This is a genomic window from Rubrivirga marina (assembly GCF_002283365.1).
Lineage (GTDB): Bacteria > Bacteroidota > Rhodothermia > Rhodothermales > Rubricoccaceae > Rubrivirga > Rubrivirga marina.
In genome coordinates, this window is record NZ_MQWD01000001.1 from 326467 (window position 1) to 345551 (window position 19085).

The following is a 19085-nucleotide window of genomic DNA, read 5'->3' on the forward strand; positions in this document are numbered from 1 at the left end:
ACGACCCGCCCCGGTTGTATCCGACCGCCTCCACCTCGACGCCGAGGCGGAGGGGCTGAGGTGTGCGGCCGAAAACGAGACCGTGAACAGATAAGACGACTGGGATCGAAGCGGCGGCCGCTCCGTAGCTTGTCGGAGACGCCTTTCCCCTCCCGACTCCATGTCCGATCAGCCCGTCACCACCGCCGAGATGGACGACCCCGCGCCCGAGCGGTCCGCCGCGGAGCGCGCCCGCCTCGAGACGCTCACCGCCAACGTCATCCGCGGCCTCGCCATCGACGCCGTCGAGAAGGCCAACTCCGGCCACCCGGGCCTGCCGATGGGCATGGCCGACGCCGCGACGGTCCTCTGGGGCCGCTTTCTGAAGCACAACCCGAAGGATCCCCATTGGTTCGACCGCGACCGGTTCGTGCTCTCGGCTGGCCACGGGTCCATGCTGATCTACGCGCTCCTCCACCTTAGCGGCTACGACGTGTCGCTGGAGGACCTCCAGCAGTTCCGCCAGCTCCACAGCGCGACGCCGGGCCACCCGGAGGTCCACCACACGCCGGGCGTCGAGACCACGACGGGGCCGCTGGGGCAGGGCCTCTCGACGGCCGTCGGGATGGCGCTCGCGGAGCGCCAGATGGCCAAGGTCTACAACACGCCCGAGCACGTCGTCGTCGACCACTACACGTACGTCATCGCCTCCGACGGCGACCTCCAGGAGGGCGTCTCGAACGAGGCCTCGTCGTTCGCGGGCCACCAGGGGCTCGGCAAGCTCGTCGTGCTCTACGACGACAACTACATCCAGATCGACGGCTCGACGGACCTCGCGTTCACCGAGGACCGGGCCGGGCGCTACGAGGCCCTCGGCTGGCACGTCATCCGCGACGTCGACGCCCACGACAACGAGGCCGTCGCCGACGCCCTCTCGACGGCGCGGAACGTGCTCGACCGGCCGAGCCTCATCGTCTGCCGCTCGACGATCGGCTACGGCTCGCCCAACCTCGCCGGCACGCACGACATCCACTCGGACGCCATCGGCGCCGCCGAGATCGAGGCGACCAAGAAGAACCTCGACCTTCCCCAAGAGGACTTCTACGCGCCGGACGAGGCCAAGACGCTCTTCCACGAGCAGGCCTTCCGCGGGTCGCAGGAGCACTGCGAGTGGGAGGGCCACATGACGGCCTACGCCGAGGCCGACGCCGAGAAGGCCGCCGAGCTCACGCGCCGGATCGAGGGCCGCCTCCCCGAGGGCTGGGCCGACGCGCTCCCGACGTTCGAGGCCGATGCCAAGGGCATGGCGAGCCGGGCGGCCTCGGGCAAGGTGCTCGACGCCCTGGCGCCCGTCCTCCCCGAGCTCATCGGCGGCTCGGCCGACCTCACGCCGTCGAACAAGACGAAGGCGGCGGGCATGGAGAACATGCAGTTCGACACGCCCGCGGCGCGCTACGTCCACTACGGCGTTCGCGAGCACGGGATGGCGGCCATCATGAACGGGATGGCGCTGCACGGCGGCGTCCGGCCGTACGGCGGGACGTTCCTCATCTTCTCCGACTACATGAAGGCGGCCGTCCGCCTCGGGGCGCTCATGGATGCGCCGGTGGTCCACGTCTTCACGCACGACTCGGTCGGCCTCGGTGAGGACGGCCCGACGCACCAGCCCATCGAACAGCTCGCCGGGCTCCGGGCCATCCCGAACCTCTACGTCATCCGCCCGGCCGACGCCAACGAGACGGCCGCGGCCTGGAAGCTGGCCCTCGAGAGCACGGCGCCGACCGCGCTCGCCCTCAGCCGTCAGAACCTCCCCACCCTCGCGGCCACCGCCGAGGCGGCCGCGGACGGCGTCGCCAAGGGCGCCTACGTCCTCGCCGACTCCGACGGCGAACCGGAGGTCATCGTCGTCGCGACGGGCGCGGAGGTCGGCGCGGCGCTGGAGGCCAAGGACACGCTCGGCGCCGGCTGCCGCGTGGTCTCGATGCCGTGCGACCGCCGGTTCTTCGAGCAGGACGAGGCGTACCGGGAGTCCGTGCTTCCGAAGTCAGTCCGTGCTCGCGTAGCCATCGAGGCGGCCAGCCCGCTCGGCTGGGGCCGCGTGGTCGGCCTCGACGGGGCCGTGGTCGGCATCGACCGGTTCGGGACGAGCGCGCCCGGGGACGAGGCGCTCGAAGACCTCGGCATCACGGCTCAGGCCGTCGTCGAGGCCGCCCGCCGCGTGATGGGCTAGCGCCCTTTTCCTGGGGCCGATGGCATCCAGGTTTCGAAGGCGTCGCTCCCTTTGGGGCGGCGCCTTCGTGCGTTTCCCTCCCCGACGAGCCGAAGTGCCTCGCCAGAAGGCAAACGGAGACCCATTTCGCCGGTATGCCTAATTTTCCAAGGCACAACGCACCATAAGTCCAACACAATTCGAGCCAAAAAGCAGGCACCCTGCACGATCTAGACATTCCAGGACTCGATCCGGGTCTTGCGAGCAGATTGGACCCCACTGCTTCACATCGTCTTAACACGCGGAAGCCCTTCCGATCTTCACAAACCTTTGCGAGTCGCCGAGGCGAACGGCTACGTTGGTGTTTCTTCAATGCGCCTTCGAACGTAAGCGCCTCCGCGTGACCGCATTCGCCCCCAGCCTCGCTCTCCCGACCGCCCCGCTGGCGGAGGCTGCGGCCGTTGTCCCCGCGCTCCTTCTCCCGGTCCTCGTCCTTATCGGCCTCCTCGTAGGAGGCTGACCACACCGACCGGCTCGAAGCTCGCTGATTCGTCGCACGCTCCTGGGTTGGTCGAACCCGAGCCCTCGCCGATGTCCAGCGCCCCCCGCACGTACTCGCTCGCCCTGCTCCCGGGCGATGGCGTCGGTCCGGAGGTGACCGCCGAGGCGGCGCGCGTCCTCGACGCCTGCGCCGCCGCGTTCGGCTTCGCGATCGAGACGAGCGAGCACCCTGTGGGCGGGGCCGGCCTCGACGCCGACAACGACCCGTTGCCGCGGGCCACCCTCGACGCCTGCCTCGACGCGGACGCCGTGTTCCTCGGCGCCGTCGGCGGCCCGCAGTGGGACGGCGTCGACGCCGACCTCCGGCCCGAGCGCGGGCTGCTTCGCCTCCGCGCCCGCCTCGGCGCCTTCGCCAACCTCCGGCCGGTGGCGGTCTCCGAGGCGCTCGCCGAGCGGTCGCCGCTGCGGCCGGAGCGCGTGGCCGGCACCGACCTCCTCATCGTCCGCGAGCTGACGGGCGGGATCTACTTCGGCCGGCCGCGAGAGCGGACCGAGACGGAGGCCTACGACACGATGCGCTACTCGGTCACCGAGATCGAGCGGATCGCGCGCGTCGCGTTCGAATGGGCCCAGAAGCGCAGCGGCCGGCTCACGTCGGTCGACAAGGCCAACGTGCTCGCGTCGTCGGCGCTGTGGCGGGACGTCGTCTCGCGCATCGGCGCCGACGAGTACCCGGACGTGGCCCTTGAGCACCTCTACGTGGACAACGCCGCGATGCAGGTCGTGTGCGACCCGCGCCGGTTCGACGTCGTCGTGACCGGCAACCTGTTCGGCGACGTGCTCTCGGACCTCGCCGCGACGTTGCCCGGCACGCTCGGGCTGCTCCCGTCGGCCAGCCTCGGCGGGCGGGCGGGCCTGTTCGAGCCCGTCCACGGCAGCGCGCCCGACATCGCTGGGCGCGGCCTCGCCAACCCCCTCGCCGCGATCCTCAGCGCGGCCATGCTCCTCGACGCCGTCGACGAGGCGGAGGCCGCGACCGCCGTCCGCCAGGCCGTCGAGTCCGTCCTCGACGACGGGCCGCTCCCCCCCGATCTCGGCGGCGACGCCCACACCGCCGACGTCGGCGCGGCCGTGGCCGACGCCGTCGCCTCCCCCACGCTCTCTCACCCCTGACCGCCATGTCCCCCTCCCAACCGGGCGACCGCCTCGTCCTGTTCGACACCACGCTGCGCGACGGCGAGCAGTCGCCGGGCGCGGCGATGACGCTCTCGGCCAAGCTCCGCGTGGCCAAGCTCCTGGCCGCGATGGGCGTCGACGTGCTCGAAGCCGGCTTCCCGATCTCGTCGCCCCAGCAGGCCGACGCCGTCCGCCAGATCGTCGACGCGCTCGCCGACACCGAGACGGTCGTCTGCGCGCTCGGCCGGGCCCACGAGGCCGACGTCCGGGCCGCCGGCGAGGCGCTCCAGGGCGGGCGGCGCACGCGGATCCACACGTTCATCGCCACGAGCGACATCCACATCGCGGCCAAGTTCAGCGCGCCGCGGTTCGGGTCGACGCTGGAGGAGCGTCGCGCGAGCGTGCTCCGGATGGCCGTCGAGGCCGTCCAGCAGGCGAAGTCGTTCACCGACGACGTGGAGTTCTCGGCCGAGGACGCCGGGCGGACCGACCACGACTTCCTCTGCGACGTCGTCGCCGCGGCCATCGAGGCGGGCGCGACCACCATCAACATCCCGGACACGACCGGCTACTGCACGCCGGCCGACTACGGCGCCCTCTTTCGGGCCGTCCAGGACTGCTGCGACACGTCGGGCGTCGTCCTCTCGACGCACTGCCACGACGACCTCGGGCTGGCCGTCGCCAACACGCTCGCGGGCGTCGAGGCCGGCGCGCGGCAGGTCGAGGTGACGATCAACGGGATCGGCGAGCGGGCGGGGAACGCGCCGCTCGAGGAGGTCGCGATGGCCCTCCGCGTCCGCGCCGACCACTACGGCGTGACGCACGGGCTCGACGCGACGAAGCTGGGCGAGGCCAGCCGCCTCGTCTCCGTCGTGACCGGCTTCGTGGTCCCGCCGAACAAGGCGATCGTGGGCGCCAACGCGTTCGCCCACGAGGCCGGCATCCACCAGCACGGCGTGTTGAAGGACCGCGAGACGTACGAGATCATGCGGGCCGCGGACGTCGGCGCCGACGCTCAGGGCATCCGCCTCGGCCGGCATTCGGGCCGGCACGGCCTGTTCGCCCGCCTCGCCCGCCTCGGCCTTGAGGTCGAGGACGCCGACCGCGACGCCGTCTACGCCCGGTTCGTGGCGCTCGCCGACCAGAAGCGCGAGATCTACGACGGCGACCTCCGCCAGATCATCGACCCGGCGACGGGCGCGGCCGAGCGCGGGTTCTCGCTCGTCGGCCTCCGCGTCTCGACCGGCGCCGACGAGCGGCCGCACGCCGAGGTCACGCTCCTCGACGCCGCCACGGGCCAGGTCCGCGTCGAGACGGCCTCCGGCGACGGCCCCGTCGACGCGATCTACCGCGCCATCGACGGCGCCGCGGGCCGGCCGCACCGGCTCGAGACGTACTCCATCCGCGCCCTCACGAAGGCCGCCGACGCCATGGGCGAGGCGCTCGTCGTCGTCTCCGACGGCCCGGCGCTCGCGCAGGGCAAGGCCACCGGCACCGACATCCTCCGCGCCTCCGCCGAGGCCTACGTCCAGGCCCTCAACGGCCTCGACGCCGACGACCACGACGAGGGCGGCTTCGTCAAGGAGGGCATCATGGCCTCGTTCGACACGGTCTAGAGAGGTACGGGATGGGGGATGCGGGCGGCCCCGCTTCTTCTCGTCCCACCGCATTCCTCGATCCCTCCATCCCTCATTCCTCCATGCGCAGCGACACCGTCAAAGCCGGCTTCGAGCGGGCCCCGCACCGGAGCCTCCTCCGGGCGACCGGCCAGATCGAGTCCGACGCCGACTTCGACAAGCCGTTCATCGGCGTCTGCAACTCGTACATCGACCTCATCCCGGGGCACGTCCACCTCCAGAGCTTCGGGAAGGTGGTCAAGCACGCCGTGCGCGCGGCCGGCGGCGTCCCGTTCGAGTTCAACACGATCGGCGTCGACGACGGAATCGCGATGGGCCACCTCGGGATGCGCTACTCGCTGCCCTCACGCGAGCTCATCGCCGACTCGGTCGAGACGGTCGCCGAGGCGCACCAGCTCGACGGGCTCGTCTGCATCCCGAACTGCGACAAGATCGTGCCGGGGATGCTCATGGGCGCCCTCCGCATCAACGTCCCGGTCGTGTTCGTGTCGGGCGGGCCGATGGCCGCCGGCCGCCTCCCGGACGGCTCGAAGGCCGACCTGTCGAGCGTGTTCGAGGGCGTCGGGAAGTACCAGACGGGCGAGATCAACGACCAGCAGCTCCACGACCTCGAGGCCTTCGCCTGCCCGACGTGCGGCTCGTGCTCGGGGATGTTCACGGCCAACTCGATGAACTGCCTCATGGAGGCGCTCGGGCTGGCGCTGCCCTACAACGGGTCGATCCTGGCCACCGACCCGCGCCGCCGCGAGCTGGCCCGGTCCGCCGCTCGGCGCATCGTGGAGCTCGTCGAGCAGGACCTGAAGCCGCGCGACGTCGTCACGACCGAGGCCTTCGACGACGCCTTCGCGCTCGACATGGCGATGGGCGGCTCGACCAACACGGTCCTCCACCTGCTGGCGGCCGCCCGCGAGGCCGAGGTCCCGTACGACCTCCGCCGGATCGCGAAGGTCTCGGCGCGGACGCCCTACCTCTGCAAGGTGTCGCCCTCGACGCCGAACGTCCACATGGAGGACGTCGAGGCGGCGGGCGGCGTGCCGGCGATTCTGAAAGAGCTCGACGCCATCGGCAAGCTCCACCGCGACCGCCCGACGGTCGCCGGTCCGCTCCGCGACACGATCGAGGCGGCCACGAACAAGAACCCCGACATCATCCACCCGGCGCACAAGGCGTTCCGCAAGACCGGCGGCCTGTCGGTCCTCTTCGGCAACCTGGCACCCGAGGGCGCCATCGTCAAGAGCGGCGCGGTGATCGAGGAGATGCTCACGTTCGAGGGCCCCGCGCGGATCTACGAGTCGCAGGACGACGCCGTCGCGGGCATCCTCGGCGGCGAGGTGCAAAAGGGCGAGGTCGTCGTGATCCGCACCGAGGGACCGAAGGGCGGGCCCGGCATGCCCGAGATGCTCCAGCCGACGAGCGCGCTCGCGGGGATGCACCTCGACACCCACGTTGCGATGATCACCGACGGCCGGTTCTCGGGCGCTACGCGCGGCCTCAGCATCGGCCACGCCTCGCCCGAGGCGGCCTCGGGCGGCCCCATCGGCGCCGTCCGCCCCGGCGACACGATCCGCATCGACATCCCGAACGGCGAGCTCACACTCTTGGTGGACGAGGCCGAGATCGCCCGGCGGCTCGCCGAGGCGCCGGCCTTCGTGCCCAAGATCCGGAGCGGCTGGCTCGGCCGCTACGCCCACTTCGTGACGAGCGCCTCCGACGGCGCCATCCTCCGACTGCCGGACCTGCCGGCCACCGCGCCCGCCTCGGGCGACGGCGCGACCGTCCCGGCCGCCACCCCCGAGCCGTCCTGACCCCCGGCTCTCCCTCCCGCTGACGACTTCCGTCCGCACCCCACCATGACCACGGATCTCCCCCGCACCGCCCACCGCGCCGCGCCGACCCCGGCGACGGCGCCCGCGCCCGAAGCGCCGGTCCTCACCGGCGCCGACATCTTCGTCCGGAGCCTCGAGGCCGAGGGCGTCGAGTACGTCTTCGGGCACCCCGGCGGCGCCATCATCAAGATCTACGACGCGCTCGCGCAGCTCCAGCCGTCGTTCCAGCACATCCTCGTGCGCCACGAGCAGGCCGGGACGCACGCCGCCGAGGGCTATGCCAAGGCCACCGGCAAGGTGGGCACGGTCCTCGTGACGAGCGGGCCCGGCGCGACCAACACGGTCACGGGCATCGCCGACGCCATGATGGACTCCGTCCCCCTCGTCGTGTTCACGGGCCAGGTCTCGGTCCCGCTCATCGGGGGCGACGCGTTCCAGGAGGTCGACACGATGGGCGTGACGCGGTCGGTGACGAAGCACAGCTTCCAGGTCCGCCACGCAGCCGACCTCGCGCCGACCATCAAGGCGGCCTACCACATCGCGCGGACCGGCCGGCCCGGCCCCGTCGTGGTCGACCTGCCCAAGGACATCCTCGTCGAGGAGGCCCCGTTCGAGTATCCGGACTCGGTCGAGATCCGGGGCTACCACCCGGCCCACGAGGCCCGGCCCGATAAGGTCGAGCGGGCGATCCGGATGATCCGCGAATCGCAGAAGCCGCTGCTCTACGTCGGCGGCGGGACGATCTCGTCGAACGCGACGGAGGACCTGACGGAGCTGGCCCGCCACGCCCGGATCCCCGTCACGACGACGCTCCACGGCCTCGGCAGCTTCCCCGAGAGCGACGAGTTGGCGCTCGGGATGCTCGGGATGCACGGGACGTACTGGGCCAACATGGCCGTCCAGAACTGCGACCTGCTCATCGCCGTCGGCGCCCGGTTCGACGACCGCGTGACGGGCAAGCTCGACGCGTGGGCCCCGCACGCCGAGGTGATCCACATCGAGATCGACCCGTCGTGCGTCTCGAAGAACGTCTTCGCCGACCTCGCCATCTTGGGCGACGTCAAGGACGTGCTCGCCCAGATCCGCCCGCACGTCGAGCCGAAGTCGACCGACGCTTGGCTGGACCAGATCGCCGGGTGGAAGCGGCAGGTCGTGGAGGGCGAGGAGCCGGTCGCCGAGACCGGCGACGGCCTGCTCCGGCCGGAGGTCGCGATCCGAAAGCTGGGCCAGAAGGCCGGGGACCGCGGCGTGCTCACGACCGACGTCGGGCAGCACCAGATGTGGTCGGCCCAGTTCTTCGGCTTCGGCCGGACGCGGAGCCACATCACGTCGGGTGGGCTCGGGACGATGGGCTTCGGCTTCCCGGCCGCCATCGGCGCGGCGTTCGGCCTGCGGGGCACCGATGCCGTGGTCGTCTCGATCAACGGCGACGGCGGGTTCCTGATGAACATGCAGGAGCTCGGCGTGGCCAAGAAACACGGGCTCCCGATCAAGCTGGCGATCATCAACAACAGCCGGCTCGGGATGGTGCGGCAGTGGCAGGAGCTGTTCTTCGGCGAGCGCTACTCCGAGACCGACACGTCCGACACGAACCCCGACTTCGTCGCCCTCGCGGAGGCGTTCGGCTGCGTCGGCCTCCGCGCGCGCACGCCCGACGAGGCCGACGCCATCATCGACCAAGCGTGGGAGATCAACGATCGCCCCGTGCTGATGGAGTTCGTCGTCCCGAACGAGGAGATGGTCTTCCCCATGGTCCCGGCCGGCGCGGCGACCGACAACATGATCCTCAAGCGGTTCGCCCCCGAGGACTAGCCCCGCCCGCCTCGCCCCCGAGGCGGACGCCCCCGCGCCCTCCGACTCCCCCCATGTCCACACCGAACGGCACGGCGCCCCGCGCGCTCACCCCCCAGCAGCTCCTCCGGAAGCGGGCCGACGGCGAGACCGTCCTCCACGACGCCCCGGAGACCTCGCTCACCCACGTCCTCTCGATCCTCATCGAGAACCACGCCGGCGCGCTCAACCGCGTCGTCAATTTGTTCTCGGCGCGGAACCTCAACCTCGACAGCGTCTCCGTCGGGCCGACCGACGACCCGACCGTCTCGCGGCTCACCGTGGTCACGACCGGCACGCGCCGGCAGATCCGGCAGGCCGTCCGCCTCGTGCGCCAGCTCCTCGACGTGCTCGCGCTCGACGAGTTCACGCCCGGCGACCCGGTCGTCGAGCGCGAGCTGTGCCTCGCCAAGCTCCGCGCGACGACCGCCGACCGCTCGGCCGTGCTCGAGCTGGCCCGCGGCCTCGGCGCGACCGTCGTCCACGCCGACCGCGAGGCCGTGACCGTCGAGCTCACCGGCACGTCGGCAGAGATCGACGCCTTCATCGAGGTCGCCAGCGAGCATGCGCTGTTGGAGGTCGCCCGCTCCGGCCGCCTCGCCTTCCACCGCCAACGGCACCTCTCCCTCACCTGACCCCACCCGCCTCGCCCCCGAGGCGGACCGACCCGACTCTCCCCTCCATGACCGTCCACTACGAGGCCGACCCGGCCGTCATCCGTCAAAAGACCGTCGCCGTGATCGGCTACGGCAGCCAGGGCCACGCGCACGCGCTCAACCTCCGCGACAGCGGCGTCGACGTGGTCGTCGGGCTCCGCCCAGCGTCGTCGTCGGCCGACGAGGCGCGGGCCGCGGGTCTCGAGGTCGTCACGCCGGCCGAGGCCGCCGAGCGGGCCGACGTGATCATGCTCCTTGTCCCGGACCAGCACCACAAAGCGGTCTACGAGGGCTCGATCCGCGAGCACCTCACGCCGGGCAAGGCGCTGGCGGTCGGCCACGGGTTCTCGGTCCACTACGACCAGATCCAGCCGCCGGAGGGCGTCGACGTGTTTCTGGTCGCGCCGAAGTCGCCGGGCCACCTCGTGCGGCGGACGTACGAGGAGGGGCGCGGCGTCCCGTGCCTCGTGGCCATCCACCAGGACGCGACGGGCGGCGCGCTCGACCTCGCGCTGAGCTACGCCGACGCCATCGGCGGCACGCACGCCGGCGTCATCGAGACGACGTTCAAGGACGAGACGGAGACCGACCTGTTCGGGGAGCAGGCCGTGCTGTGCGGCGGCTCGGAGGCCCTCATCAAGGCCGGGTTCGAGACGCTCGTCGAGGGCGGCTACCCGCCGGAGCTGGCCTACTTCGAGTGCCTCCACGAGCTCAAGCTCATCGTCGACCTCTACTACGAGGGCGGCCTGGAGCGGATGAACGACTCCGTGAGCGACACGGCCGAGTACGGCGGCCACGCCATCGGCGACCGGATCGTCACGCCGGCCGTGAAGGCCGAGATGAAGAAGGTCCTGGAGGAGGTGCAGTCGGGCGCCTTCGCCCGCGAGTTCATCGCCGACCAGGAGGCCGGCGCGCCGAAGCTGAAGGCGATGCGCGAGGCCTCCGAGTCGCACCCGATCGAGACGATCGGGAAGAAGCTCCGCGGCATGATGGACTGGCTCAAGCCCAAGACCGTCGAGCCCGCCGACGTCCCCACGTGATCTTGCTTGGCCTGCCTCGACAGTGGTCTGAGCACAGCCCTTACCACATGTCATCCTGAGCGAGCGGAGCCAGTCGAAGGATCTCCGCCCAGCACGACACTGAGGCGATCGCCCGAACGCGGTGCGCGCCGGAGATCCTTCGACTCCGGGCTTCGCCCTCCGCTCAGGATGACACCGCTGGCCGCTCCGCCATCCATGAAGGCCCGTCGTCGCGTCCGCCCCTAGACTGCCGCTGCCCCCGTCCGCCTCGGCGCTGAGGCGGGCACACCGGACCGACCGGCGTCTCACGCCTTCCGCCCCCCGATCCACGACATGACGATCACCGAAGCCATCCTCGCCAACCACGCCGGCCGCGACCGCGTGAGCCCCGGCGAGACCGTCTGGATCGACGTCGACACGCTCATGACGCACGACGTCTGCGGGCCGCCGACGATCGAGATCTTCAAGCGCGAGTTCGGCGAGGACGCCAAGGTCTGGGACAAGGAGGGCCTGGCCATCATCCCGGACCACTACATCTTTACGTCCGACCAGCACGCGCACCGGAACATCCAGATCCTGCGCGCCTTCGCCGCCGAGCACGACCTCCCGTACTACTACGACGTCGGCGGCGACGACTACAAGGGCGTCTGCCACATGGCCCTCGCCGAGGAGGGCTTCAACCGGCCCGGCACGACGCTCTTCGGCACCGACAGCCACACGTGCACCTCCGGCGCCTTCGGCCTGTTCTCGACCGGCATCGGCAACACGGACGCCGCGCTCATCATGGGCACGGGCAAGATCTGGGTCAAGGTGCCGGAGACGATGCGGTTCGTCTTCGAGGGCGAGCTCCCGCCGTACCTCATGGCGAAGGACCTCATCCTCGCCGTCATCGGCGACATCGGGACCGACGGCGCGACGTACCGCGCCATGGAGTTCGACGGCGAGGCCGTCTACGACCTCTCGGTCGAGGAGCGGATGACGCTGTGCAACATGGCCATCGAGGCCGGCGGAAAGAACGGGATCATCCAGCCCGACGCCAAGACGATGGACTACACGCGGGCGCGGACCGACCGCGACTTCACGCCCGTCTACACCTCACCTGACGCCCGCTTCCACTCCGAGCGCGTCTACGACGTGAGCCAGTTGGAGCCCGTCGTGGCGAAGCCGCACGCGCCAGACAACAAGGCGCCCGTGAGCGAGGTCGCCGGAACGAAGCTCGACCGGGCCTACATCGGGAGCTGCACCGGCGGCAAGATCGAGGACTTCGTCGCCGCGGCCAAGATTCTGAAGGGCCAGGAAGTCACGATCGACACGTACGTCGTGCCGGCGACGACGGACGTCCGCAAGGCGCTGTGGACGGAGAAAGTCGACGGCGAGACGCTGGCGGACATCTTCGAGAACGCGGGCGCCAAGATCGGCCTGTCGAGCTGCGCCGCCTGCCTCGGCGGCCCGCCGGACACGTTCGGCCGGACGCACGGCACGGAGGTCGTCATCTCGACCACGAACCGCAACTACCCCGGCCGGATGGGCTCGAAGCAGTCGGCCGTCTACCTCGCCTCGGCGCTCACGACGGCGGCCAGCGCCCTCTCCGGCGTCATCACCGACCCCCGCGACGTGCTCGTCGCCTGACACACCGACATCGCCCACACAAACTCCTCCCTGGGCCATCCTGGGCGAGCGGAGCGAGTCGAAGGATCTCTGGGGCGACGCAGTCTCAAGCTGGGGCCGAGAGCGTTGACTCACCGCGGTGCTCGTTAGAGATCCTTCGACTCCGGGCTCCGCCCTCCGCTCAGGATGACACGATCCGACCGACTCTCTTTCTCATGAACGACCTCATCCGCGGGAAGGCCTACGTCCTCGGCGACCACGTCGACACGGACCAGATCATCCCGGCCCAGCACCTCGTCTACAGCCTGACCGACCCCGAGGAGCGGAAGCTGTACGGCACGTACGCGCTGTCGTCGGTGCCGCCGGAGGGGGCGGGCCTCCCGGACGGCCACGTCCCGTTCGTGGCTGAGGGGGAGCATCGGAGCGAGTACACCGTGATCGTGGGGGGCGGCAACTTCGGGTGCGGGTCGAGCCGCGAGCACGCGCCGTTCGCGCTCCGCGAGGCCGGCATCGAGGCCGTCGTGGCCGAGAGCTACGCCCGGATCTTCTACCGCAACTCGGTCGACGGCGGCTTCCTGGCCCCGTTCGAGACGCCCGAGACGCTGAACGACAAAGTGAGGACCGGCGACGAGGTCGAGCTCGACACGAAGGCCGGGACGCTCACGAACGTGACGACGGGCGAGAGCTGGGCGCTCCAGCCGCTCGGCGACGTGGCGGGGATTCTGGAGGCCGGCGGCGTGTTCGAGTACGCCCGCCAGCAGGGCCTCATCCCGGCCTGACCCCGTCGCGGCGCCGCGGCGGCCCCCCCCCGCCTCGGCGTCGAGGCGGGGGTGGAGGCGCCCGTCTGTTCGGGAAGCGTGACGGTCCGGAGGACGGACCGTGAGGGCCCCGAGCGGCCGGCGTGAAGGCCGCATCGCCCCGTGTAGGACGGAAGCGGTTCGGGAAGCGCTTTGTTGTTAAGCGATTGTGGGGCAAGCGCTTCCGGTGGATCCAACGATCAACATCCGGCCGGCCGAGGGGTTGATTCGCCTCCCCCCACAACCCCGACGGCCATGACGTTCCGCCTCCGCTTCCCGACCCTTTTCGAAGGCCTCTTCGCTGCGGCCCAGATCCGACACGCCTCGTACTGGGGCGAGTGCGCCCACTGCGGCCGCACGACGCCCTGGTACACCAACACGCTCCGCGGCGAGTACCGCTGCACCGAGTGCGGCCACTCGCCGCTTGGGAAAGAGGCCTAAGCAGCCGATACACTCAAGAGCGGTCTCTCTGCCTGCCAGCGACTTCCCCCGCCGGCCGGCGACTTCGGAGAGACCGCACGCGGGGCGGGCCTAGCTTCTGGGCCCGCCCCGTCCCTGTCTGTGACCGCCCCCCAACCCGGCGACCTCGCCCGCCTCACCCGCTTCGTCGCCACCGCGGCCGTCGTTCTCACGGCCGGGGTCGTGTTCGCGACGGCCGGCGAGCGGCCGTGGCAGTCGGTCGCGGCCGTCGTGATGATCTCGCTGCTGCCCTACGTGGTGTTCGTGGCGCTGGCCCGGTGGGCCGCGGGCACCGTCCAGGCCGAGGCGGCCGTGCTCGGCGGGCTGGTGCTGGCCGTGTTCTTCGCCGTCGGGCTGTACGTCATGGCGTTCGTGGTCGCGCCCGGGCCTCGGAGCGCGTCGGCGCCGCTCGCGGTGCCGCTGTTCCAGTCGTTCGCGGTGGCGCTGGCCGGCGCGGCCGCCGCCTTCTTTCGGTGGCGCGCGCAGCGGTCGGGCTAGCTTCTGAACGCACCGCCCTCGCTCTCGTGATCCTCGCCGCCTCCGTCCTCGCCGCCGACTTCGGCCGCCTCGAGGCGCACGCCCGCGAGGCCCTCGACGCCGGCGCCGACTGGCTCCACATCGACGTGATGGACGGCCACTTCGTGCCGAACATCTCGTTCGGGGCGCCCGTCATGCGCGGTCTCCGCGCCCTCGCCGACGAGACCGGCACGCCGTTCGACGTCCACCTCATGATCGAGGACCCGGACCGCTACCTCGACGCCTTCGCCGAGGCGGGCGCGGCCACCATCACGGTCCACCAGGAGGCGTGCCCGCACCTCCACCGGACGGTCCAGGCCATCCACGCCCTCGGCTGCCGGGCCGGCGTGGCCCTCAACCCGGCGACGCCGCTGGAGACGCTGGAGGAGATCGCGCCCGACCTCGACCTCGTCCTCGTCATGACGGTCAACCCCGGCTTCGGCGGGCAGGCGTTCATCGAGGGGTCCGTCGACAAGGTCCGCCGCTGTCGCCACCTGCTCGACCGGCGCCGGAGCCGGGCCGTCATCGAGGTCGACGGCGGGATCGCACCCGACAACGTTCGCAGGATCGTCGAGGCCGGGGCGGAAGTCGTCGTCGCCGGGAGCGCCGTCTTCCGCGGCGACGTGGCGGCCAATGTGACCGCGTTCCGCCAGGCGACGGCTCTCCGGGCGTAGGCACCTCGCGCCGCGCCGCGCGTAGGTCCGCTCCCACCCGCCCCTCGCCATGCGCCGCCTTCTCGCCGCCTTCGTCGTGCTCTCCGCCTGCGCCGGCCCGCCCTCGGCCAACGACCCGTACGACCCTGATCCCTACGAGCCGCCTCCGGTCGAGGAGGCCGGCCTCGACGGGTTGACCTCCGATCAGCGGGCGTCGCTCCGGGGGCTCCCGTTCCCCGCGCTCGTGCCGGGCGACGTCGGCGCGTTTGCGCTCGACCGGTTCGCGGCCGACAGCGACGGCCGGTTCGGGAACTATGCCCTCGGCTACCGCCGCGCCGATGGCGCCTGCTTCGAGGTCTCGGGCGCGAACGAGGGTCTCGGCGGACCGGAGTACCCGATCGTCTCGACCGCGGTGACGATCCGCGATCTCGGCCGAACGATCCGCCTGTACAAGGCCGGCGACGACCCGCGTGGGACGAGCGCCCAGGTCTGGGGCGTCGGGACGATCGTGTCGGAGTTCGTGGAGCTCGACGGGGCCGGGATCCTCTTCCTCAGCGACACGCAGGGGGGCTGCCGACCGCTCTCGCTGGAGGAAGCCGCGGAGTTCGTCGCCGACCTCCGCCGCCTCCCCGACGGCCCGGCGTCCAGCGCGGTCTCCTCGCCCCGATCGACGGAGCCCACCCCGCCGACCGACCCCGCCGCGCTCGGCCCCTTCGCCCCGGCCGACGACCTCCTCGCCGACTACAACGCGGCCTCGACGCCCGAGGTCGCTGCTGAGGCCCTCGCCCGCCGCTACGACGCCGACGAGGTCCGCATCGAGGCGCTTGAGGAGACGTCGTACGAGGCGACCGTCCTGGTGACGGCCCTCGGCCTCCGCGACGACTCGGTCCGCGACGAGCGGCTCCGGCTGACGTACGCGCCCTACGGCCCGACGTGGGAGCTCGTGGCCGCCGGCCGACAGACGCGCTGCCAGCCCGGCCGTGGCCACCAGGACTGGAGCGACGGCCGCTGCAGCTAGGCCCGCCTCGGCACCGAGGCGGGGCGAGTCGGTTTGCCAGCCTCGGTAGCTTGTGGCATGGCCGCGCTCGCCCACGTCGTCCCGCTCACGTCCGTCGACGGCGTGTACACGTACCGCGTGCCGGACGAGATGGCCGCCGAGGCGGTCCCCGGCGCCCGCGTGCTCGTCCCGTTCGGGCGGCGCCAAATCACCGGCGTCGTCGCCGAGCGGGTCGACGGGGGCACCGACGGGCTCAAGCCGCTCCATGACGTCCTCGACGCGCGTCCGGCGCTCCCGCCCGACCTGCTGGCGCTCACGCGGTGGGTCGCCGAGTACTACCTCTGCGCGTGGGGCGAGGCCGTCAAGGCCGCGCTCCCGAGCGGGACCGAGGTCGAGAGCCGGCGCGTCGCCCGCGCGCTCGCCCCGCCCGACGCCTGGGACGAAAAGCGGGGCCGCGCCATCCTCCGCGCGCTCCACGAGAGGAACGGGACGGGCCTCCCCGTGGCGGCTCTCGCCGAGGTCCTCAACCGGAAGACGGTCCCCCAGAACCTCCTCCGACGGATGGAGGCCGCCGGCGTGCTCGAAGTCGAGCACGAGGTCCAGGACGCGAGCGTGACCGCCAAGACGGCCCGCCACCTTCGCCTCGGCGACGGCGCGGAGGACGCCGAGGTCCGCGGCGCGAAGCAGCGCGCGCTCCTCGACTGGCTCGCCGAGGCGGGCGAGGTCGTCCTCCAGGCGGAGGCGCTCGCGGCGACGGGCGCCAGTTCCTCGACCGTCAAGAGCCTCGAGACGCACGGGCTCGTCGAGGCGTTCGACGCCGAGGTCGAGCGAAGGGCCGATGGGATGGACGTCGAGGCCGTGCCGCCCGCGGCGCCGCTCGACCTCCACCCGGCACAGACGGCGGCGCTCGAAGCCATCGTCGGCGCCATTCAGACCGCGCGCGCCGAGACGTTCCTCCTCCACGGCGTCACGGGGAGCGGGAAAACGGAGGTCTACCTCCGCGCGCTCCGCGAGGCGCTCGACCGTGGAAAGAGCGCCATCGTCCTCGTCCCCGAGATCGCGCTCACGCCGCAGACGGTCCGCCGCTTCCGGGCCCACTTCGGCGACCGCGTCGCCGTGCTCCACAGCCGGATGAGCCCCGGCGAGCGGCTCGACGCCTGGACGCGGATCCGCGACGGCGTCTACCCCATCGTCATCGGGCCGCGGAGCGCCGTGTTCGCGCCGGTCGGGGATCTCGGGCTCGTCGTGGTGGACGAGGAGCACGAGGCGAGCTACAAGCAGTTCGACCCGGCCCCGCGCTACCACGCGCGCGACGTGGCCGTGATGCGGGCGTACCGGGCCGGCGCCGTCTGCGTCCTCGGCAGCGCGACGCCGTCGATGGAGACGGTCGCGAACGCGAACGCGGAGAAGTACACCCGGCTCGAGATGCCCGAGCGCGTGCCCGTCCGCGGCCCCGACGGGACGACGCGCCAGCCGGCGCCGCTGCCGCCGGTCCGGGTGATCGACCTCACCCGCGAGCGCCAGATCCGCCGGCTCAAGGGCGCGCTGTCGCACGACCTCCGCGAGGCGATCACGGCGCGGCTGGCGAAGGGCGAGCAGACGATCCTCCTCCAGAACCGCCGCGGCTACGCCCCCGTCCTCACCTGCGACGACTGCGGCTGGACGCCGGCGTGCCGCGACTGCGCCGTCTCGCTGACGGTCCACAAGGCGTCGCACAACCTCCGGTGCCACTACTGCGGCCGGGCCGAGCGGATTCCGCGCCCGTGCCCGTCGTGCGGGAGCCCGGCGCTGGCGCTTCTCGGGAGCGGCACGCAGCGCGTCGAGGAGGAGATCGAGGAGGTCTTCCCGGAGGCCCGCGTGCTGCGGATGGACCTCGACACGACGAGCCGGAAGGGCGCGCACCGCAAGATCCTCGACCGGTTCGGCCGCGGCGACGCCGACGTCCTGCTCGGCACGCAGATGGTGGCGAAGGGCCTCGACTTCCCGCGCGTCACGCTCGTCGGCGTGGTCGAGGCGGATACGGGGATGCTCCTCCCCGACTTCCGCGCCGCCGAGCGGACGTTCCAGTTGCTGGCGCAGGTCGCCGGGCGAGCGGGGCGCCACGACCTCCCGGGCGAGGTGCTCCTCCAGACCCGCAACCCCGAGCACCCGGCCCTCCAGTTCGCCCTCCGCCACGACTTCCACGGCTTCGCCCTCGGCGAGCTCGGCGAGCGGATGGCGCTCGGGTACCCGCCCTACGGCCGGCTCGTCGGCGTGGAGGTCAAGGGACCGCATGAGGGCTCGACGTTTGCGCTCGCCGACCGCTGGGGCGCCGCGCTCCGCACCGAGGCGGGCCGGGTGGCCGGTGTCGAGGTCCTCGGCCCGGTGCCGGCGTTCGTCGGCCGCGTCAAGCGGTGGTGGCGCGTCCACCTTCTCGTGAAGGCACCCCGCTCCCTGCCCGCCTCGGTGCTGGCGTCGCTGGTGCGAACGGCCGAGGGACGCGTCAAGACGCCGTCCGGTCACCGCGTGAACCTCGACGTGGACCCGGTGGGGCTGTACTGAGCGACCCGGTGGGGAAAGCCTGGAGCGTGGGCGGGGACGAAACCAGCAGGGCCGCGCGGCCTTTGGAGTGGCAGCCGCCCCTTCTGCCATGACCCGCCGCTTCTGGATCGTCCTCCTCCTCGCCGCCCTCGGGCTCGGTGCCGTCGTCGTCGTGTCGATCGTCAACGCGTCGGGCGGCGGGGACCCCTCGACCACCGAGGTCGACGAGGTGACCGGCCCGGCCGACGGTGCGACGCCCGTGGCCCGGTGACCGTCTTCGGCCTCCTCGCTCGGCTCCTCGGGCTCGTCGCCATCGCCGACGTCCTGGTCGTCGTGGGGCGGCGGCTCCGGCAGAACCCGCCGCCGGGCCTCCGCTGACGGACCGCGCCCATGACCGCCCCCTATTCCCAGGTCCCCGAGGACGACCTCACACTCCGCGACCAGCTCGCGCTCGACCGGACCGTCCTCGCCAACGAGCGGACGCTCTTGGCGTACCTCCGCACCGCGCTCGCACTACTGGCCGGCGGCGTCACGCTGCTCCACTTTATCGACACGGCCTGGGCGATCCTCGTGGGGTGGACGGCGATCCCGCTGGCCGCCGTCGTCACGGTGATGGGTGCCATGCGGTACCTCCGCGTCCGGCACCGGCTCCGGCAGATCGGCACCGTCTGACCCGGCCCGCCTCGGCCCTTCGGCTTCGCT

At 71.9% G+C, this 19085-nt stretch carries 16 protein-coding genes; all 16 read left to right on the plus strand.

Annotated elements, in window-relative coordinates; translation table 11 throughout:
• Window positions 1-160 precede the first annotated feature (160 nt).
• The 16 genes from tkt to BSZ37_RS01355 all read left to right on the plus strand — a co-directional run bounded on the left by tkt (window position 161) and on the right by BSZ37_RS01355 (window position 19055).
• Entirely contained in the window at window positions 161-2209 is a 2049-nt protein-coding gene (gene tkt, locus BSZ37_RS01285; RefSeq protein WP_245838589.1) for a transketolase, read from the plus strand.
• A 570-nt stretch (window positions 2210-2779) separates the two neighbouring features.
• Window positions 2780-3862, plus strand: coding sequence for a 3-isopropylmalate dehydrogenase (gene leuB / locus BSZ37_RS01290; protein WP_095508805.1), 1083 nt, complete (start codon window positions 2780-2782; stop codon window positions 3860-3862).
• Between the two features lie 5 nt (window positions 3863-3867).
• The gene (locus BSZ37_RS01295; RefSeq protein WP_095508806.1) at window positions 3868-5481 is read left to right on the plus strand and encodes a 2-isopropylmalate synthase; all 1614 of its coding nucleotides are present in this window, start codon (window positions 3868-3870) and stop codon (window positions 5479-5481) included.
• Window positions 5482-5564: 83 nt separating this feature from the next.
• The gene (ilvD, locus tag BSZ37_RS01300; protein WP_095508807.1) at window positions 5565-7307 is read left to right on the plus strand and encodes a dihydroxy-acid dehydratase; all 1743 of its coding nucleotides are present in this window, start codon (window positions 5565-5567) and stop codon (window positions 7305-7307) included.
• Between the two features lie 45 nt (window positions 7308-7352).
• Window positions 7353-9140 carry a biosynthetic-type acetolactate synthase large subunit gene (gene ilvB, locus BSZ37_RS01305; protein WP_095508808.1) on the plus strand — a complete coding sequence of 596 codons (1788 nt, stop codon included), beginning with the start codon at window positions 7353-7355 and terminating at the stop codon, window positions 9138-9140.
• A 53-nt stretch (window positions 9141-9193) separates the two neighbouring features.
• Window positions 9194-9793: an acetolactate synthase small subunit gene (gene ilvN / locus BSZ37_RS01310; protein ID WP_095508809.1), complete on the plus strand. Its 600-nt coding sequence runs from the start codon at window positions 9194-9196 to the stop codon at window positions 9791-9793.
• A 47-nt stretch (window positions 9794-9840) separates the two neighbouring features.
• Entirely contained in the window at window positions 9841-10854 is a 1014-nt protein-coding gene (gene ilvC, locus BSZ37_RS01315; RefSeq protein ID WP_095508810.1) for a ketol-acid reductoisomerase, read from the plus strand.
• A 312-nt stretch (window positions 10855-11166) separates the two neighbouring features.
• On the plus strand, window positions 11167-12462 hold the full coding sequence (locus BSZ37_RS01320) for a 3-isopropylmalate dehydratase large subunit (RefSeq protein WP_095508811.1): 1296 nt from the start codon (window positions 11167-11169) through the stop codon (window positions 12460-12462).
• A gap of 194 nt (window positions 12463-12656) precedes the next feature.
• On the plus strand, window positions 12657-13220 hold the full coding sequence (locus BSZ37_RS01325; protein WP_095508812.1) for a LeuD/DmdB family oxidoreductase small subunit: 564 nt from the start codon (window positions 12657-12659) through the stop codon (window positions 13218-13220).
• Window positions 13221-13493: 273 nt separating this feature from the next.
• Window positions 13494-13679, plus strand: coding sequence for a hypothetical protein (locus BSZ37_RS01330; RefSeq protein WP_095508813.1), 186 nt, complete (start codon window positions 13494-13496; stop codon window positions 13677-13679).
• Between the two features lie 120 nt (window positions 13680-13799).
• Complete coding sequence (locus tag BSZ37_RS01335) at window positions 13800-14195, plus strand: hypothetical protein (RefSeq protein WP_095508814.1); 396 nt, start codon at window positions 13800-13802, stop codon at window positions 14193-14195.
• Window positions 14196-14221: 26 nt separating this feature from the next.
• Window positions 14222-14887: a ribulose-phosphate 3-epimerase gene (rpe, locus tag BSZ37_RS01340; protein WP_245838590.1), complete on the plus strand. Its 666-nt coding sequence runs from the start codon at window positions 14222-14224 to the stop codon at window positions 14885-14887.
• A 49-nt stretch (window positions 14888-14936) separates the two neighbouring features.
• Complete coding sequence (locus tag BSZ37_RS01345) at window positions 14937-15884, plus strand: hypothetical protein (protein ID WP_095508816.1); 948 nt, start codon at window positions 14937-14939, stop codon at window positions 15882-15884.
• Between the two features lie 57 nt (window positions 15885-15941).
• Window positions 15942-18404: a replication restart helicase PriA gene (gene priA / locus BSZ37_RS01350; RefSeq protein WP_095508817.1), complete on the plus strand. Its 2463-nt coding sequence runs from the start codon at window positions 15942-15944 to the stop codon at window positions 18402-18404.
• Window positions 18405-18492: 88 nt separating this feature from the next.
• Window positions 18493-18654: a hypothetical protein gene (locus BSZ37_RS21745; RefSeq protein WP_179299417.1), complete on the plus strand. Its 162-nt coding sequence runs from the start codon at window positions 18493-18495 to the stop codon at window positions 18652-18654.
• A 119-nt stretch (window positions 18655-18773) separates the two neighbouring features.
• Entirely contained in the window at window positions 18774-19055 is a 282-nt protein-coding gene (locus tag BSZ37_RS01355; protein WP_095508818.1) for a DUF202 domain-containing protein, read from the plus strand.
• Window positions 19056-19085 lie beyond the last annotated feature (30 nt).

What these genes read in the sequence shown, in the direction of transcription:
- tkt (WP_245838589.1), top strand. Translation starts at nt 161, where the DNA reads ATGTCCGATCAGCCCGTCACCACCGCCGAGATGGACGACCCCGCGCCC.
- leuB (WP_095508805.1), top strand. Translation starts at nt 2,780, where the DNA reads ATGTCCAGCGCCCCCCGCACGTACTCGCTCGCCCTGCTCCCGGGCGAT.
- BSZ37_RS01295 (WP_095508806.1), top strand. Translation starts at nt 3,868, where the DNA reads ATGTCCCCCTCCCAACCGGGCGACCGCCTCGTCCTGTTCGACACCACG.
- ilvD (WP_095508807.1), top strand. Translation starts at nt 5,565, where the DNA reads ATGCGCAGCGACACCGTCAAAGCCGGCTTCGAGCGGGCCCCGCACCGG.
- ilvB (WP_095508808.1), top strand. Translation starts at nt 7,353, where the DNA reads ATGACCACGGATCTCCCCCGCACCGCCCACCGCGCCGCGCCGACCCCG.
- ilvN (WP_095508809.1), top strand. Translation starts at nt 9,194, where the DNA reads ATGTCCACACCGAACGGCACGGCGCCCCGCGCGCTCACCCCCCAGCAG.
- ilvC (WP_095508810.1), top strand. Translation starts at nt 9,841, where the DNA reads ATGACCGTCCACTACGAGGCCGACCCGGCCGTCATCCGTCAAAAGACC.
- BSZ37_RS01320 (WP_095508811.1), top strand. Translation starts at nt 11,167, where the DNA reads ATGACGATCACCGAAGCCATCCTCGCCAACCACGCCGGCCGCGACCGC.
- BSZ37_RS01325 (WP_095508812.1), top strand. Translation starts at nt 12,657, where the DNA reads ATGAACGACCTCATCCGCGGGAAGGCCTACGTCCTCGGCGACCACGTC.
- BSZ37_RS01330 (WP_095508813.1), top strand. Translation starts at nt 13,494, where the DNA reads ATGACGTTCCGCCTCCGCTTCCCGACCCTTTTCGAAGGCCTCTTCGCT.
- BSZ37_RS01345 (WP_095508816.1), top strand. Translation starts at nt 14,937, where the DNA reads ATGCGCCGCCTTCTCGCCGCCTTCGTCGTGCTCTCCGCCTGCGCCGGC.
- priA (WP_095508817.1), top strand. Translation starts at nt 15,942, where the DNA reads ATGGCCGCGCTCGCCCACGTCGTCCCGCTCACGTCCGTCGACGGCGTG.
- BSZ37_RS21745 (WP_179299417.1), top strand. Translation starts at nt 18,493, where the DNA reads ATGACCCGCCGCTTCTGGATCGTCCTCCTCCTCGCCGCCCTCGGGCTC.
- BSZ37_RS01355 (WP_095508818.1), top strand. Translation starts at nt 18,774, where the DNA reads ATGACCGCCCCCTATTCCCAGGTCCCCGAGGACGACCTCACACTCCGC.